Annotated in this window: 12 protein-coding genes; 7 read left to right on the plus strand and 5 right to left on the minus strand. The window is 64.9% G+C overall.

Annotation, left to right across the window (positions count from 1 at the left end; all coding sequences use genetic code 11):
• Nucleotides 1-3 precede the first annotated feature (3 nt).
• The 7 genes from ABNT42_RS12970 to ABNT42_RS13000 all read left to right on the plus strand — a co-directional run bounded on the left by ABNT42_RS12970 (nucleotide 4) and on the right by ABNT42_RS13000 (nucleotide 8,527).
• Entirely contained in the window at nucleotides 4-1,116 is a 1,113-nt protein-coding gene (locus ABNT42_RS12970) for a hypothetical protein (protein WP_348697556.1), read from the plus strand.
• Entirely contained in the window at nucleotides 1,113-2,216 is a 1,104-nt protein-coding gene (locus tag ABNT42_RS12975) for a hypothetical protein (RefSeq protein ID WP_348697557.1), read from the plus strand. The genes ABNT42_RS12970 and ABNT42_RS12975 overlap by 4 nt, the downstream gene beginning before the upstream one ends.
• A 93-nt stretch (nucleotides 2,217-2,309) precedes the next feature.
• Nucleotides 2,310-4,418, plus strand: coding sequence for a hypothetical protein (locus ABNT42_RS12980; protein WP_348697559.1), 2,109 nt, complete (start codon nucleotides 2,310-2,312; stop codon nucleotides 4,416-4,418).
• A 23-nt stretch (nucleotides 4,419-4,441) separates the two neighbouring features.
• Nucleotides 4,442-6,751: an SUMF1/EgtB/PvdO family nonheme iron enzyme gene (locus tag ABNT42_RS12985; RefSeq protein WP_348697561.1), complete on the plus strand. Its 2,310-nt coding sequence runs from the start codon at nucleotides 4,442-4,444 to the stop codon at nucleotides 6,749-6,751.
• A gap of 54 nt (nucleotides 6,752-6,805) precedes the next feature.
• Nucleotides 6,806-7,150 (plus strand): zinc ribbon domain-containing protein YjdM, encoded by a 345-nt coding sequence (locus ABNT42_RS12990; RefSeq protein ID WP_348697563.1) that lies wholly within the window; start codon nucleotides 6,806-6,808, stop codon nucleotides 7,148-7,150.
• A 95-nt stretch (nucleotides 7,151-7,245) separates the two neighbouring features.
• A complete protein-coding gene (locus tag ABNT42_RS12995; RefSeq protein ID WP_348697565.1) occupies nucleotides 7,246-7,644 on the plus strand; it encodes an OsmC family protein in 399 nt (132 codons plus the stop codon).
• Nucleotides 7,645-7,648: 4 nt separating this feature from the next.
• Nucleotides 7,649-8,527, plus strand: coding sequence for a pirin family protein (locus ABNT42_RS13000; RefSeq protein WP_348697567.1), 879 nt, complete (start codon nucleotides 7,649-7,651; stop codon nucleotides 8,525-8,527).
• A 14-nt stretch (nucleotides 8,528-8,541) separates the two neighbouring features.
• On the opposite strand, the gene ABNT42_RS13005 is transcribed toward ABNT42_RS13000, so the two are convergent.
• From ABNT42_RS13005 to ABNT42_RS13025, 5 genes are all read right to left on the minus strand, one after another.
• Nucleotides 8,542-10,068, minus strand: coding sequence for an FHA domain-containing protein (locus ABNT42_RS13005; RefSeq protein ID WP_348697569.1), 1,527 nt, complete (start codon nucleotides 10,066-10,068; stop codon nucleotides 8,542-8,544).
• A 118-nt stretch (nucleotides 10,069-10,186) separates the two neighbouring features.
• Nucleotides 10,187-11,302, minus strand: a complete 1,116-nt coding sequence (locus tag ABNT42_RS13010) for a protein phosphatase 2C domain-containing protein (protein WP_348697571.1) — start codon at nucleotides 11,300-11,302, stop codon at nucleotides 10,187-10,189.
• A complete protein-coding gene (locus ABNT42_RS13015; protein WP_348697573.1) occupies nucleotides 11,299-11,832 on the minus strand; it encodes an SH3 domain-containing protein in 534 nt (177 codons plus the stop codon). The genes ABNT42_RS13010 and ABNT42_RS13015 overlap by 4 nt, the downstream gene beginning before the upstream one ends.
• Nucleotides 11,833-11,845: 13 nt before the next feature.
• On the minus strand, nucleotides 11,846-13,498 hold the full coding sequence (locus ABNT42_RS13020; protein ID WP_348697575.1) for a hypothetical protein: 1,653 nt from the start codon (nucleotides 13,496-13,498) through the stop codon (nucleotides 11,846-11,848).
• A gap of 3 nt (nucleotides 13,499-13,501) precedes the next feature.
• On the minus strand, nucleotides 13,502-16,006 hold the full coding sequence (locus ABNT42_RS13025) for an FtsW/RodA/SpoVE family cell cycle protein (RefSeq protein WP_348697577.1): 2,505 nt from the start codon (nucleotides 16,004-16,006) through the stop codon (nucleotides 13,502-13,504).

Below are 16,006 nucleotides of genomic sequence, written 5' to 3' on the forward strand. Positions count from 1 at the left end.
TTCATGGGCCTGTTCTCGCGCCGCAAAGCTGGCGGCACCGACGTCGCAGGTCTAGGCGACAGTCTGATCGCCGTGCCCTGCGCGGCAGGTACGCTGGCGCCCGCCGGCTGCATGCTGGTGCTGTGCGGTGCCGATGGCCAGACCCGTCGGCTGGGCGCAGGCAAAGTGGTACTGGCGCAGGACGAGCGCGCGTGGTGCTTCCATGCGGGGCCGTATTCGCTGGATCTGCGGCCGTTTGCCGCCGCGCCGGAATGGGGGCTGCGGCTGCGCGTGCTGGTCGATGCCGCCAATCCGCGTGTGTCGCAGCAGCGTTTCGATCTGTTCCTGCACAGCGAGGTAACGGCAGCATTGAGCTGTGCGCAATTGCAGCTGGCGCTACAAAGTGCGCTGCAGCATGCGCTGGCAATGGGGACGCTGGAGTTGCCGCCCTGTACCACGGTAGAAGAATGGCATGCCTTCCGCGCTGGCCTGAACCAGCTGGTATATACCCGTTTCGGCCTGACAGTGGACGATTGTGTGCCCGTCGATCTGGCCCCGCAGGTCGACTATGCCGCCATCTTGCGCAGCCGCGCGATAGATGTGGCGGCCGGCGACCCGGCGGCCGGCGCTCCGGCGGCCGGCGCTCCGGCGGCCGGCGCCAGGGAAACCGGCGCTCCGATGGTCGCCACCCCGGCAGAGCCGCCCGCCGCCTGCATGCAGCACTACAGCGCGCAGGACGATGCGGCTGGCTTGCGCCGCCTGTTCCTCGAACTGCCGGCGCTGACCAGTGCTTTGCGCCTGCTGGAGCTGCCTGCCGGTGTCAGCACCTTCCAGCAGCATCAGGCCGTGCTGCTGCGGCTGGGCATGGCCGCGCTGAATGTGGGCAGCATGCCGGCACTAGGCTGGGCAGCACCGGATCAGGCGCTCCCTACCGTCCAGCAGCAGCGACGCAGCGGCCATACCGCGCTGGCGGTGCAGGCGCTGGATGAAGCATGGACGGTACTGGCGCGTATGCAGCTGGCGCGCAGTAGCGAATGGCTGGCCTTGCTCGACCAGACCGAGCGCATCTGCGCCAATCTGGAAACCGGGCTGGCTGGCCGGCGCCAGCCCTATCCCTCGCTGGAGGAGGCCGCATGAACCGTCCGCTTGACACAGTGCCGGATACGGCGTGCTGCCGTAGCGTGCTGGCCGACGGGCGTCTGCTGACGATTACCGCCAGCCGGCGTCCGCGTGCCAATCGGGCCGATGTCAAATGCACTGTGGCGGCCGCACCGGCACTGGCACAGCGCATGCAGCAGGTGGTGCGCATGGCACGCCTGACGGAAGCGGTGCTGGATACACGCGATCAGGTTGTGCTCAGCATGGATGTGGCCCCGACAGCGCAGGAGCGCGACTGGGAACTGGCAGCTGTGCTGGCTGACCGCATGGTACGTGGCGTCTACCGGCCCGCCGTCCCCTATGTGCTGGCGCTGGGGAGCTCCGACGCCTGGCATCTGGGGCGTTTGCGGCAGGGAGGTGCACTATCTGGCGCGGTGTCGGCAGCACTGGCGTCGCTGGTATTGCAGGCAGAAGACAGCTTGCTGGTACATGCCGAGCCGCTCGTTGCACCGCTGCCGCATGCTGATGGCCGCTGCATTGCCATCAGCCATCTCGGTGCGCTGCACGGTCATGCCGATCAGGCGGACTGTGTGGCGTCCGTGCGCAGCTGGTTCCCCCTATATTGCGGCGGCTTGCACGATAGTCTCGCATGGGTAGAGGTCAGCGTGTATCCGCTCGATACGGTGGATGGAGCGGCCAGCGAGGAGGACAGCATCAGCGCACCGCAACTGGAACCATCCCGACAGCAGGCGCTGCGCCAGGCGCTGGCAGCGGCACGCCATTTCGACGGCCATGGGCTGGGACGCTGGCGTACGCTGGTGCGTTTCGGCCAGCCAGAGTTTCAGGGTGCCTCGTATGAACTGGCTCTGGTGATGGCCGACCGCATGGCGCGCGGGCGCGAATTTCTGCCCCGTGGCCGGCTGATCGCCAGCGGCCAGTCGAGTGCGTGGCATGCAGGGCTGGTGGAATCAGTGGACGGACAGGCGGCCAAACTGGCATTGATATTCCGGCAAGCCGGCGCCGGCGACCGTATCCTGCTGCCGGCTGACTGGGCTGGCACGCTGCCGGCCGGCTATCAGGCGCAGTTGCGCCAGCGTGGCGCCAGTCTGGCCTGCATAGGCCGGATCGGCATGATTTAAATGGTGCGCTAACGCGCGCAGGAATGGAGCTGCCCTGCTAGAATCGGCTGATGGCAGAGTAATCCGCAGAATGAATGGTTGAGGGAGTCTGACATGTTCCGCAAGTTTGGTTTTGGTGGCGTCAAGTGCCCGCGCTGCGAGCAGAAGAACGACGACCCGTCGGGCTACTGCCAGCACTGCGGGCTGACGCTGGGCGCGCCGCGCAATGCGCCGGTGCTGCGCGATAACCGCTGGATACCGGCGGAGGACGAACTGGCGGTGTATTTCGGCGTCAGCAGCCTGTCCGGCCTGTTCACCAAGACGCTGCGCGTGCCGGCCATGGCGCGTGCCTATATTCTGCAAGCCGACAAGGCGACGGAGGTGCCGCAGGGCGAGTACGAAATCGAGGGATTCTTTACCCGTCTCAATCATCTGCTGCGCAACCAGCACGCAGAAATCCTGATTACCCGCAGCGTAGCCTTGCCGGTTAGCTTCGAGTTCGAGCAGCTGCGCACGGCGGAACAACTGAAGCTGGCCGCCAGCTTTACCGTCAATCTGCTGATCGAACAGGTGCCAGCGTTTGCGCGCCACTTCATGACGGTGCCCGGCACCGTGACGACGCGCCACCTGCAGGAGCTGCTGGAGCCTTCGGTACGCCAGCTGGCCAGTGAATTCGTCGCCAGCCGTTCGATACGCGATATGGCCGATAACACTGAATTGCGCCAGCAGCTGGATGAGCGTCTGAAGTCCGGCCTGAAACTGCGGCTGGCCAGCTACGGGCTGGCGGTGGAGCGGGTCGAGACGGTGGCGCTACGCCATGACAAATATGATCACAACCGCGAACGGGTCGGCAGCCTGTGGCTGGTAGCCGATGAGCGGCAGAATCAGCTTGCACATACGCGCCAGCTGGATCAGCTATACGATGCGGAAGAGTGGGCCGCCATCGCGCGCGAGGAGCGCAAGCTGCATGCCGATCTGCGCCGTGCGGAACTCAAGCAGGATGCCAGTATCGATAAGGCGGAACTGACGCTGAAGGAATCGGAACGGCTACAGGCGCTGCGTGCGCGCGAGGTGGATCTGTACAGCCGCATCATGGACGCCAAGACGCGCAAGGTGGCGCTGGATAAAGGCGCGGGTACGGTGCTGGCCGATCTGGAACATGAACTGGCGAAGAACAAGGCACGACGCGATGGCGAGGCGGCAGACTGGGAGCATGTGCGTCAGCTAGCACGTATCCGCATGCAGACGGAACTGGAAGTGCTGCAGCAGACGGCGGCCGAACAGCGGCAGCTGGCGCAGCAGCGGCTGTCGCACCAGTTGCGTCAGCAGGCGATCGAAAACCAGATCGAAAACGCTTTGCGCATCGAGGATGAGGCTCACCGCCGCCAGGAATTGCTGGCATTGCGCGAGCAGGAAAAAGCGGAGAAGCAGCGCGAACTGGCGATCGAAGCGGAAGCCCATCAGCAGCAACTGCAAAGCCTGACCCTGGCCAGTCTGGCGCGGCGGCGCGAAGCGGAGCGCGTGCAGGAGTGGGAAGACCAGCAGGCGCTGGCGCGTCAGCGCGACCTGCTGCGGGCCGATGCCGTCAAGGACGCGGCAAATGCGGTGGAAGTGGCGCAGGTACGTCAGCGTCTCGAGCAGATGCAGCGCGAGGGTGTGGCGGCCGAGGCGCAGGCCCAGCACGAAAAGCTGCTGCGCACGCTGGAGGCGGATCAGCTGCATACGCGTCAGCAGCAGGCCAGCGCCAAGCAGGCCATGCTCGATCAGCTGGCCGTCGAAGAACAACGCCAGCAGCTGCGTCAGCGTGAGCAGGAACTGCAATGGCAGCAGGAGTTACGTAAGCTCGATCAGGAGCGCGAAGCACGCTATGCGCGCTGGAAGGGCGACTACGAAGTACTGCTGGCACAACAGAGCCACGAACTGGCGCGCATGGAAACCATGAACCGTATCAGCGACACGGCCAAGCTGGCCACGGCATCGCCTGCCAATGTGCCGGCGCTGGCGCAGGTGCTGGGCTTGCAGATACAGTCTGGCATGAATGCAGCGCAGATCCATGCGCACGCACAGGTGGTGGGGGCAGCGCAGCCGGCCGCCAGCGTGCCTGAAACCGTCGCGCCGGCGCGCTGCAGCAACGGCCACGCGCTGCGCGCCGCTCATGCGGACGATAGATTTTGCGCTACCTGTGGCGTGGCTTTGCAGGAAACCAGCAAGCTTGGCGGCTGAATAAGAGGCAGTAATTTCGAATCATGATGCAGACAGCAAGAGACCGGATCCGCGAACTGCGGGCTTTACATGACGACGGCTTACTGAGCCTGCAGGAGTTCGACCGTCGCAAGAACGCCATACTGGACGCAGAATATGCGCCGCCCGGTGGGCCAGCGGCTGCGCAGCCGCTACCGGTCCGGCAGGGTACGGAGCTGGGTTTTATGACCGGGCAGGAAATTGGCCCGCAGAACCGCCGCTACCGGCTGGAACGCTTGATTGCCATGGGCGGCATGGGGCAAGTGTGGCAGGCGACGGATCTGGCGACCCACGCCGAACTGGGGCATAGCGAGATGGTGGCGCTGAAGATTCTGCCGCCGCAACTGACCCAGAGCGCCACCCATGCCAAGCTGCTCATCGAAGAAGCCACGCAGGCGCGCCGCCTCGCGCACGAGAATATCGTGCGGGTGTACGAATGGGCGCAGGATCCCGCCACTTCCAGCTATTTCATCATCATGGAGTATCTGGAAGGGGAAGATCTGGATGCCTATCTGGCAGCCCAGGGCAAGCTGGCGCCGGAAGCCATCTACCGGTTGCTGCAACCGCTGGCCGATGCACTCGATTATGCGTGGGATAAGCACAAGCTGGTGCACCGCGATATCAAGCCGGGCAATGTGTACCTGACCAGCCATGGCGATATCAAACTGCTGGACTTCGGTATCGCCTCGCGCGTCCGCAACGCGGGCAGCAGCCTCGGCTTGCAGACGCCGAACGCCGGCACGGCCGGCTACCGCGCGCCCGAAGCAGGCACCCATCAGCGCCAGCCTGCACGCACGCTAGACGTGTATGCTGTGGCGGTGATGATCTACCAGTTGCTGGAAGGCCGTCTGCCGTTCGAAGCCATGCGCATGGCGGATTTTCATCCGTCGCCACCGCAGGCGCTGAAGCCGGCCCAGTGGCAGGTGCTGCAGCAGGGCTTTGCCTATCTGGCCGAACAGCGGCCCGCTTCCGTGGCCGAACTGTTGCAGGCCCTGCGTGCTGCCGCTGGCCCCAGTGAAGCAGAACTGGCGGCGCAGGCACTTGCGGCCGCGCAGCGCGAGCAGCAGCGTCAGGCCGAGCTGGCCGCAGCGCAGGCAGCGCAGGCCGCCAAGCTGGAACAGCAGCGCGCCGACGCCGAGCAGCGCCGCGCACAGGCGGCCGAACTGGCGCAGAAGCGCGAAGCGGAAGCACGCGCAGCCGCCGCCGAGAAAGCCCGGCTAGAACAGCAGCGCAAGCTGATCGAAGCGCGCCAGCGCGCCGAAGCGGAAGCAGCGGCGCAGGCACGCAAGCAGGCTTTGCGCGAACAATTGCTGGCACGGCGTGAAGCCGATGCGCAGAAAGCGCGCGAGGAACGCGCCGAACAGCAGCGCAAGGCTGCCCAGTTGAAGGCGGAAGCAGCCTATCGCGCCGAGCAGGAACGCCACCGCAAGCAGCAGGCCGAGCGCCACGCCGCTGAACTGGCAGCCTTGCGGCCCACCGCCGGCAGCCCCGTGGCCGATGCCAGCGGGGTGCTGCGCGATCGCTTCCTTGATGGTACGGGTGTCGGGCCGGATCTGGTGCTGATCCCGACTGGGCGCTTCCAGATGGGCTCTAACGAAGTGGAGCGCGCGGCCGCCATCAAATCCGGTGCCCAGAAAGCATGGCTGGACCGCGAGCTGCCGCAGCACTGGGTCGGCATCGAGTATTCGTTTGCGTTGGGACGCTTCCCCGTGACCGTGGGGCAGTGGCGTCAGTTCGTGCGCGCTACCGGCTGGGAGTCGCTGTCCGATACGGACTGGCGCGCGCCCGGTTTTGCCCAGAACGACGAGCATCCCGTGGTCGGCGTAAGCTGGGTCGATGCACAGAAATACGTGACCTGGCTATCCGAACAGACCGGCCAGACTTACCGCCTACCCAGCGAGGCCGAATGGGAATATGCCTGCCGCGCCGGCACCCGCACGGCCTTTTCGATGGGCGACACCATCAGCACCGAGCAGGCCAACTACGATGGCAACTACACCTATAACAACGGACCGCGTGGCGCCTTCCTGCAGGGGACCAATAAATTTGGCAGCTTCCAGCCGAATCCCTGGGGGCTGTTCGACATGCACGGCAATGTGTGGGAATGGACGCAGGACGTGGTGCACGAAAATTATGAAGGCGCACCCACCGATGGTAGCGCGTGGGAGCAGGACGGTGACAAAGCGCGCCGCGTGCTGCGCGGCGGCTCGTGGCTATACAACCCGCGCTATCTGCGTTCGGCTGTGCGGAATGGTTTTTCTGCCGTACTGGCAAACGATATCGTCGGTTTCAGGGTGGCGAGGAAATTGGTCTAGCGGGCGGCGGGGTGTATACTGTCGGCCTTTCTCTTTTACTACTGGACTACTACCATGAGCGCACTGCCACCATGCCCTAAATGCCAATCCGAATACACTTACGAAGATGGCGCCATGCTGGTATGCCCGGAATGCGCCCACGAATGGAGCGCTACTGCCACCGAAGCCTCGGAAGAAACCGCCCGTGTGTATCGTGACGCGGTTGGTAACATCCTGCAGGATGGTGACACCGTGACCGTGATCAAGGATCTGAAACTCAAAGGCGGTGGCGGCACCGTGAAAGTGGGCACCAAGGTCAAGAACATTCGTCTGGTCGATAGCGACCACGATATCGACTGCAAAATCGACGGTTTCGGCCAGATGGGTCTGAAGACGGAATTCGTCAAGAAGGTGGTTTAATCCCCCTGTGCGCGCTCCATTCTGCGGGCGCGCACGGGAGTTTTAAAATCGGTGTAAATTAGCGGTTCTTTGTTTCCCCTTTAAAGGACCGCCGTATGACTATCCGGGTATTGCGCGACCAGTCGCTGCCTATGCGCCACATTGTTCATGTGCGCGATCACATTTTTTCCACCGACGGTTCGGTCGCAGAAGGCGGTAGCGATGCCGGCCCTTCGCCGCACGATCTGTATGATGCGGCACTGAGCTCCTGCAAGGCGCTGACCGTGGTGTGGTATGCCAAGCGCAAGAACATCCCCTTAGAAAACGTCGAAGTCAGTATCGAGCGCGATGCCAGCGAGGAGCGGCAGGGCGTGTACCGTCTGGCGGTTACCCTGCATCTGAGCGGCGACCTGACGGATGCCCAGCGCGCCGAACTGCTGGCGGCTGCGCAGAAATGCCCTATCCATAAGCTGATGGCTTCCGTCACGACGGAAATCAGTACGGTGCTGGGCTAAGCGCATGAGCGTTACTACCCTCATCAAAGGTCACGAGAAGGATCTGGGCGGCGGCTTCATGGTGCGCCGCTATCTGCCTGCGGCGGTCAAACAGGCGGTCGGGCCGTTCATCTTCTTCGATCATTTCGGGCCGGTCGACGTGCCCGCCCATGCCAACCATGATGTGCGGCCACACCCGCACATCGGGCTGGCTACGGTGACCTATCTGTTCGAAGGTGCGATGGATCACCGCGACAGCGTCGGCAGCGTACAGCGTATCGAACCGGGTGCCATCAACTGGATGACGGCCGGACGTGGCATTGTCCACTCCGAACGTACGCCTGCTGATCTGGTGGGCGTGCCACACCGCACCCACGGCCTGCAGCTATGGGCCGCGCTGCCCTTGGCGTACGAAGAGACCGAACCGGGTTTCTGCCACACGCCAGCCGAGGCCATACCGGAATACGATGCTGCCGGCATCTGTGTGCGGGTGCTGGTGGGGTCCGCCTTCGGCCTGACGTCGCCCGTGCAGACCTATAGCCGCACGCTGTATCTGGATGTGATGCTGCAGGCGGGCGCCGTGCTAGCGCTGGAGCAGCTGCCACCGGAAGCGGCCATCTATCCCATCAGCGGCGAACTGGCGGTGGATGGCGAGGCGCTGGCGCTGCATGCCATGGCGCTGCTGGATACGGCCACGGTGCCGCAGGTCAGCGCGCACAGCGCGGCGCGCCTGGTGGTAATCGGTGGCGAGCCGCTCGATGGGCATCGCTATATGTCGTGGAATTTTGTTTCGTCGCGCAAGGAGCGCATTGTGCAGGCCAGCGCCGACTGGGAAGCGCAGCGTTTCGATGCCGTGCCCGGTGAAACGGAATTCATCCCGCTACCGGCGCGTTTGCCACGCTAAGTGCTAGTGCAGTTTCAGGCCGTGGACATGGCGCCTGCTGCCACCGTTTCGTAGAGATCGGTGGCGTGGGTGCGGATGATCCAGTGTTCCGGATACGGATCGCTGGCGAAGCGGCTGGGGCGTGCAATGCGGCTCAGTTTATCCAGCGGTGTGGTGGGGGCTAAGGCGGTTTCCTTGCCGGTGACCTGATCCAGATGCCAGAAGCCGCCATCACGGTGCAGCAGCACGGGCAGGGCGGCGGCCTGCGGGGTGGCCGGATAGGCTTTGAGCGGATAGCCGGGATGGCATTCCGGCATCAAGAGGTAATAGCATTCGGCGCTGGCGCCATGGTCTAGCCGGTGCAGGATCACGCCATGCGGCATGATGGCCGATACCGTCAGCACCACGATGCCTTTGATGCTGGCCGTCAGTTCGATGCGCATGCCGAGCCGCAGCGTGACGGGTTTGTGCTTGCCGGGCCAGACGCCATCCAGCAGCACGCCATAGCGCGACACATCCTCGATTTCAAAACCGCTACCGGCGCGGCGGATAACGGCATGGCGGCCAGACAGGCGGCGCGTCAGGCCATTGGTGTCCTGCCCGTCGGGCGTGTAGTGGGTCAGCAGCAGGTTAGCTTCCGGATCGACCAGCTCGAAACGGCCCAGCACACATTCTTCCAGTGCGAACAGGCGCACCTGACGCTGGGTGCCTGCTTCCGGCGCAGCATTCACCAGACTGGCCGCACGGCTAGGGTGAGGATGCATGGCCGCGCCTTGCGGCATGTCGATTTCAATCAGGTCTTCATCCCACGCGATGGTGGGGAAACTCAGATCGACCTTGCCGCTGCTGGCGCCTAGATCGAGCTGGGCGATACCGGCATTGCGCGCTGTGACGTCGATATCGACGCTATGGCCATCCGGCGCGCTGACGCGGGCAATGGCCGCATCGTCCGCCATCACGCGCACATTCTTGTGCGTGCTGAGGAAGATGCGGTGGATTTCAGTCAGGGTGGCGTCGGGGCGCGGCACGAGAATCACGAAAGTGCAGACCCATTTGCGCGTGGCCAGTCCGGCATGGCGGCTGATCAGCTCTATGCTGATCTGGTACTGGCCGTGCTCCTTGCCACGCGAGGAAAACTCGGCAAATACGGGACGCCATTCGCCACCGCTGGCACGCACGAACGATTGCTGGGTAGCGCCGTGCGGGATCAGATCGGATTGCAGTTGCAAAATCAGCTCGGGCGCGCAGCCTTCCGGCATGCCGCGCAAACTCATCTTCAGCGCTTGCCGGCCACCGGCTGCACGGGGATCGAAACCGCTGATGTGCAATTGCGGGCGCGCCGACTGGGCGCGCTGGACGGGACGGGCATACTGGGGAGCGGGGAATTGTGCCGGCGCAGCATCAAGCGCCGTGCCGGCGGAGGTGGCACGAGCCGAGCGCATGGCACTGAGCAGGTCAAAACTGGATGGTGCAGGCTGGGTGTGGCCACCCTCGCAAGTCTGCGCTCCAGGCATGACCCAGTAGGTGCAATGCGGATGCTGGGCATTACTGCATTTTTTCATGATGAACCGGCACTGGGATACCCCTCAGTGTAGGCGCTTTTAGGCCATTTTGGCAATCCGCGCGCACATGCTGGTGCTGATTTTTAGCCGGCGCCATGGCGCTTTTGCCACGCCTGCATTAATCGTGGGGATTTGCTGCTTGCGGTAGTGCTGTTTCATCAACGTTGCTGTCGGCGGGATGGTCATGGTGACGCGTCGAACGCAGCAGGATAGCGCTCAGATTATCGATGTGTAGCGCGGGTGGCGGGTTGTGGGCGTAGTCGTGGTAGAGCGCGTCGAGTGCGGCTGCCAGCGGCCGGGCTGGCTGCGCTGCCGCCAGCAGTTGCGGCCAGCGCGCCACCCACAGATCGGGCCGGGCACAGGACCAGAAGCCGTCGGTGGCCAGCAGGTAGAGCGCGTCGCTACGCAAGCGCACGGCGCGCCGGTCCGGCAGGTGCTGCAGAAAGCCGGGCAGGCTGGCCTGATCTAGCGCATGCAGGCGATCGTCCAGCACTTGCGGGTTGCTGAAGGCATTGCCGAGGATGTAGGCCTGCGCGATCTGGGGGCGATGTTCGCCATGCACTTGCTGCCACCATTGCTGTTCATCCAGCAGCCCGTGCATGGCATAGGCGGTGGCGGGCACATGGTCTACGGTCAGCGGGCGGGCAGCTTCGGCGCTGATCTCGTACAGGCGCGAATCGCCCACGTGGTACAGCATGGGGTCGCCCTGCGCGGGGATTTCCAGCAGCGTTAGCGTCGTGCCGGGGCGGCGGAAGCTGTCGCTATCGTGCTGCTGACGGAACTGCTGCTGTAGCTGGTGGTGCACGGTGTCCAGTTGCTGGCCCATTTGGGCGAGCGTATCGAAGGCCGGCACCTGCAGCAGCGCCTGCGTCACGGCTTCTGCGGCCTCGCGGCCGTGGCCATGGCCGCCCATGCCATCGAGTACCGCCAGCCGCACATGACCTTGCGGCCAGCCGCGGATGTGCCGGCGGCACGGCTGTTGCCGATGCATGTAGACGGCCTGTCCGTGGGCATCGATCAGCAGCAGATTGTCCTGATTTTCCGGCACCTGCAGCTTGCTGATGCTGGCTTCGCAGCGGGCGGCCACCATCAGGCTGGCGCCGAAATCCAGTTGCTCGCTCAGGCTGTTCATAGGTGGAGTGGCGCGGCGCAGTGGGAAAGGCCACAGCTTAGCCGAAATCCGTGCCGGCGCGGTGGAATTGGCGGAGGAAACAGCCGTCGGGTTTCCGTTCATGGTGCGTGTCCCTGATGTTCTTCGCTGCGGCGCAGCCACAGGCTGCTGACCCAGCCCGTATCGCAGCGGCCGGCGCTGCAGGCGGTGATCTGCCACCAGTCGCCATGGCGAGTACCGGTAGGCGTGACGAGTGTGCCGGCGGGGATGGTGCGCATGCGCTCGGCGCGGATGCTGGCGGCGCGGCGCAAGTTGATCGAACGATGCACGGTGTAGGCCTGCGCGCTGGTCAGCGCGGCGCAGCAGTCGGACCGGCCGGAGGCTGGCGGTGCGCCACCAGTCTGCGTTGCGCTGGCTTGCGCAGGTGCGAAGCGCACCGGCGAGAAGTGCTCCGGTGTCGCGGCCCGGCCAGCTGCCGCTGGTAGCCAGTGCCACAGCAACTGGCCGAACAGCAGTGTGCCACCCAGCGTGATCGCAATGGCGCGCAGATTTAACTGGCGCCACCAGTTGCGTGGCGTGCAGTACGCCGCCAGCACCAGCGTGAGTAGCAGGGCGGCGGCATACACGGCAACGGGGAGCACGGCGTGGTGCATGGCAGCTCCCGTTTCAGGCATCGAAGCGCAGCACATAGGGGCCTGCTACCAGATGGTGACCGCGTGGTAGCAGATACGGCGCATCGCTGGTGGCGTGTTCGATGCTGGCCACGAAAGTCAGGGTCTCGTCGAGATGGTAGAGCGCCTGACTGGCACTGAGCCGTGCAATCAGGAAGCCGCGTGCGCTGGCTTCGAAACTGAAGGCTTCGCGCGACAGACCGATACGTTCGACGCCCGCGGCGGCACCGCTGGCGCGTTGCAGAAAGCGTGCTTCGCCCAGTATGCGCAGCCCTGCCAGCGCAGGTGAATGGCGGCCAAAGTGCAGGCGGGCGCCGACTGGTGCGGCTGTGCCCAGCGGGCGGGCCAGCCCTAGCAGGGCGCAATAGCGCTCTGCCATGGCCGGCGCTGCGGGCAGTAGGGCAATGGTGCTGCCATCGACGGGATTGAAGCTGGCAGGCGCGCTGATACGCTGGCGACCTTCGGTACTGGCCACATACAGTTCGTCGTTGCTGTTGACGATAAAGCTGATGACCGCTTCGGCGCCGGCCGAAAGTGCCATCTGACGGTTGAACGGCAGTGCCAGTGCCTGTGTTCCTGTATCGCGGTAGCGGCTCAGGCGCGGCAGGGCCAGTGCGACGAGACTGATACGCTGCGTGCTGCTGGGAGCGTAGGTGGCATCGTTTTCGATGGGCGCTGGAGGCTGCTGGCGCCGCACGGGGATGGCAGTGGCTTCGGCGCTTGCGGAATGACTGCGGACGCAGCAGTCCGAGTCGTTGCGCACACTGGCGGCGCCGTCAGGCGCGGCGATGGCGCGCTGACCGGACTGCCGTTCCTGCCAGACGGCAGGGCGGCTGGCGGGCTTAGCTGCAGGTGCTGGTGTGGCGACAGTCGCGGTTGCTGTCGCGGGAGCGGCTGCAATGGAGCGCCCGGGCGCAGGCACGCCGGCACGGCGGGCTATTTTGACCAGCAGGCGGGTGTTGCCAGTCTGCTCCGGCAGGGTACGGATGGTGTAGTAGCCGCTGCGCGCATCGTAGCTGCACTGATAGCCTTCCTTGGGACGCATCTGCACGACCGGTGGGGCATCGGCGCCATCGTTCAGGATCAGCAGGCTGGCATCGGGGCCAAATGGCCAGTGCGCGCTGGCGTGGCTGGCATCGCTGCCGGCCGCGCCGATCAGCACCAGCCGCTGGGCCGGATAGATAGGGCAGACGGGATGCCACACGGCGCTATCGCGCGACAGACTGACGTTGTACAGCACTTTTTCATCTGGCGCCGGCAGATACACGGCATGGCCGAAACGCACCTCAACTTCGCCTGCGCCCAGCGTATCGGTGCCGACCACGTCGTAGCGCACCTGTTCGCCACCCAGCAGATCGGCAAAGTCTTTCTGGTGCAGACTGGTGAGGGACTGGGCCAGATCGCGCGCCCGTGCGCCGCGACTCAGGTGGTAGTCATCATCGACTTCTTCCTGCGGTAGCGCCAGCGTGATATGGCTGAAGCAGCGCGTGGCGGCGCGACCGCGGTGCTCGCGCGGGCTGCGTTCGAGCAGATCGCGCAGCAGTGGCCGGCGCGAAAACAGCGCCAGACCGGGCGCCTGCCATAAGGCTTCGGCGTTGAATACGTCGGGGATGCGGCGCAAAATCTCGTGTTGTACATAGACTGGCATGATTCATTCTCCTTGCATGGATGGCGCATTGAAGGCACTAAACGCTAGCAGGGGGCAGAGGAAAAACAGCAGATGGCTGCCGCCTGCGGAGAGGAAGCTCATGGGCTGGCCCATGATGGGGAAGATCGCCAGATTGGTACCCCACGAAAGCAGGAAGTGGCCGAACACCAGCGCGGCGGCACCTGTCAGCATTAAGTAGCGGAAGCGCCCCAGCCAGGCCTGACGGAAGTGGCGCGCTGCCACGGCCTGCCGGTAGTTGTGCCACGCGGCGCACAGCAGCGCATGCAGGAAGCCGGCCTGCAGGCACCACAGCATTAGTCCGGCCAGCAGGCCGTGGCGGTTAAGGAAGAAAGATGCAGCAAAATCGTCCTGTATGGCCGGAACGCTGAGCACCTCGCCCGCCGGCTGCCCCAGTGTACGCAGACCCAGAAGGCCGTCGCTACCCCACCAGCCACCCGCTGCAATTGCTTGTGCACCTGCCAGCAACTGCTGGCCTGTATGCGGGTGCAGTGCCGGCTGCAGCCAGACGAGGAAGCGGTCGGCATAAAAGCCCCAGCGTATCACTTCGTCGCTGCCCAGCAGGCGCAGTGCGGCGATGGCGGCGGCGGTGAGCAGGCCCAGTGCCAGTATTGTGGCGAGCAAAGCCCGCTGCTGTGCGGCGACGGCGTAGGCTAGCGCGATGGCGCTAGTCCAGACCAGTAGCAGGATCAGGGGCGAAAAATCGTCGACCTGCACCAGCGCCAGCGCCAGCAGCATCAGGAATAGCAGGGCGGGAGCAATCAGGTGCAGCCAGCGGGCGCTGCGTTCGGCCAGGCTGGTGGTGTTGCCGGTCTGGCTATGCCAGTTGAAGCGTAGCGCCAGACAGTGGGCACTGAGGGCGGCAAGCGCCAGCTTGGCCAGTTCCACCGGCTGCAGGTCGAACACGCCGGTTTCGTCACCTAGCACTACCTGCAACAGCAGGCCGGCCAGCGCGAAGGCAGCATAGCCAGCGAGCAGCCATTCGATACTGGTTTGCGCCAGATGGCGGCCGCGGTGCTGACGGGTCTGTAGCCATTGCAGGCATACTGCGGCGGCGCTCATGCCCAGCGCTAGCAGGGCGCAGCTTTTCTGGTAATAGCGCAGCCATGCCGTATCGCTGGCGCCCAGCCCCAGTTCGAGCTGCGACAGCAGGCCCAGTGCCAGCAGGCTGGCGGCGCAGATGCCGAGTAGATTCCGTCGTGCCGGATGTGCCAGCCAGAGTAGCAGGGCGCAACCAGCCAGCAATAGCGAGATCATAGCGGGAACAGCTTGCAGGCTGCGCTGCAGATACAGGGCGGTGGCGGCGCAGGCCAGTAGCAGCAGGGCGGCGGCGTTTTCCATTAGTGCGGGCAGGGCGCTGCTCTGCAGGCGCAGCATGGTCAGTAAATACCGGCCCAGCAAAATTGCCGCACAGGTCGCCAGTGACATTGCCAGCGTACGCACGGCGGCGGGCGCAGATTCCAGCCCCGGCTGGCGCTGGCGCCATTCCCAGTGCAGTGCGGGTGGAAGCGGAAGTTCGGGCGTGGCGAACAGGCGTACATGCTGGCTGGGACGCAGAGTCAGGCTATCCCCCTTCGTTGTGACGCCCAAGCGGGTGTGGCCGACGATCATGACCATGCCGTCGGACAGAAGCAACTCCTGACGGCGCAGATCCTGTGGCGCTCCGGCCAGCTGCTCTGGCAGTAGTAGCACAGGGAGGCTGGCGGCGTCAGGGCGAGATGTGTGCAGTATGAAGTGTCCCTGTTGCGCCGTGATCCGCGCGGCGCCGGCACTACCCAGTTCCAGACCTAGCCGGTTGTCGCAATACAGGTTGCCGCCCAGTGTGAGGGGGCGCCCTACAGTTAGCCAGTGGGGCATGCTGCTATTCCAGCCAGCTGCCAGACGGGCCGGCCAGCTGGTCTGGGGACAGGCCGCCTGCCGCTGGCCATCGCGGTACAGCAGCGCGCCATCGTAGCGCCACTGATGACCAGCGGCGCTAAAGGCTAGCTGCTGGCGGCTGCTGGCTTCTATCTTTAGCACCTGTGTGCCGATCTGCACACGCTGTCCGGCCTGCAGTTCAAGCGCACCGCTAGGCTGTTCCAGCGCGCCTGTCTGTAGCAGCAGGGCGTGGCTGCTACTGAGGTTCTGCACCATCCAGCCACGCTGTGCATCGCGCCGCACACGCAGGTGACGCCGGTCTGCGTGGGTGGCAGCCAGTTCTTGCCCACCCAGATCGATGCTCTCGCCCGCCGCGAGACGGAGGGTAATCGCCGCTGGCTGCCATGCTGCGGGGGCGCGCGTGAGCGCCAGCCAGTGTAGTGCCAGCAGGGCGGCTGGGAGCAGCAGCGCCGCGCAGATGGCCAGTGCGCTACGCCCATCTACGGTGGGCCAGCGGGGACGGCTGGTTTGCGGCGGTCTTCGACGTGGCGCCGGGCGTGGCACCGGGCGTGCGATCGGGCGCGTTGGCATGCGCAGCAGGATGGGCGGTACGAGGCGGGAAAGCGGCGACAT

It is taken from the genome of Duganella fentianensis, assembly GCF_964031615.1.
Classification (GTDB): domain Bacteria; phylum Pseudomonadota; class Gammaproteobacteria; order Burkholderiales; family Burkholderiaceae_D; genus Rugamonas; species Rugamonas fentianensis_A.

Bases quoted from the DNA above. Each gene is read 5' to 3' on its own strand.
- ABNT42_RS12970 (WP_348697556.1), top strand. From the start codon at position 4: ATGGGCCTGTTCTCGCGCCGCAAAGCTGGCGGCACCGACGTCGCAGGT.
- ABNT42_RS12975 (WP_348697557.1), top strand. From the start codon at position 1,113: ATGAACCGTCCGCTTGACACAGTGCCGGATACGGCGTGCTGCCGTAGC.
- ABNT42_RS12980 (WP_348697559.1), top strand. From the start codon at position 2,310: ATGTTCCGCAAGTTTGGTTTTGGTGGCGTCAAGTGCCCGCGCTGCGAG.
- ABNT42_RS12985 (WP_348697561.1), top strand. From the start codon at position 4,442: ATGATGCAGACAGCAAGAGACCGGATCCGCGAACTGCGGGCTTTACAT.
- ABNT42_RS12990 (WP_348697563.1), top strand. From the start codon at position 6,806: ATGAGCGCACTGCCACCATGCCCTAAATGCCAATCCGAATACACTTAC.
- ABNT42_RS12995 (WP_348697565.1), top strand. From the start codon at position 7,246: ATGACTATCCGGGTATTGCGCGACCAGTCGCTGCCTATGCGCCACATT.
- ABNT42_RS13000 (WP_348697567.1), top strand. From the start codon at position 7,649: ATGAGCGTTACTACCCTCATCAAAGGTCACGAGAAGGATCTGGGCGGC.
- ABNT42_RS13005 (WP_348697569.1), bottom strand. From the start codon at position 10,068: ATGAAAAAATGCAGTAATGCCCAGCATCCGCATTGCACCTACTGGGTC.
- ABNT42_RS13010 (WP_348697571.1), bottom strand. From the start codon at position 11,302: ATGAACGGAAACCCGACGGCTGTTTCCTCCGCCAATTCCACCGCGCCG.
- ABNT42_RS13015 (WP_348697573.1), bottom strand. From the start codon at position 11,832: ATGCACCACGCCGTGCTCCCCGTTGCCGTGTATGCCGCCGCCCTGCTA.
- ABNT42_RS13020 (WP_348697575.1), bottom strand. From the start codon at position 13,498: ATGCCAGTCTATGTACAACACGAGATTTTGCGCCGCATCCCCGACGTA.
- ABNT42_RS13025 (WP_348697577.1), bottom strand. From the start codon at position 16,006: ATGTCGCCGCTTTCCCGCCTCGTACCGCCCATCCTGCTGCGCATGCCA.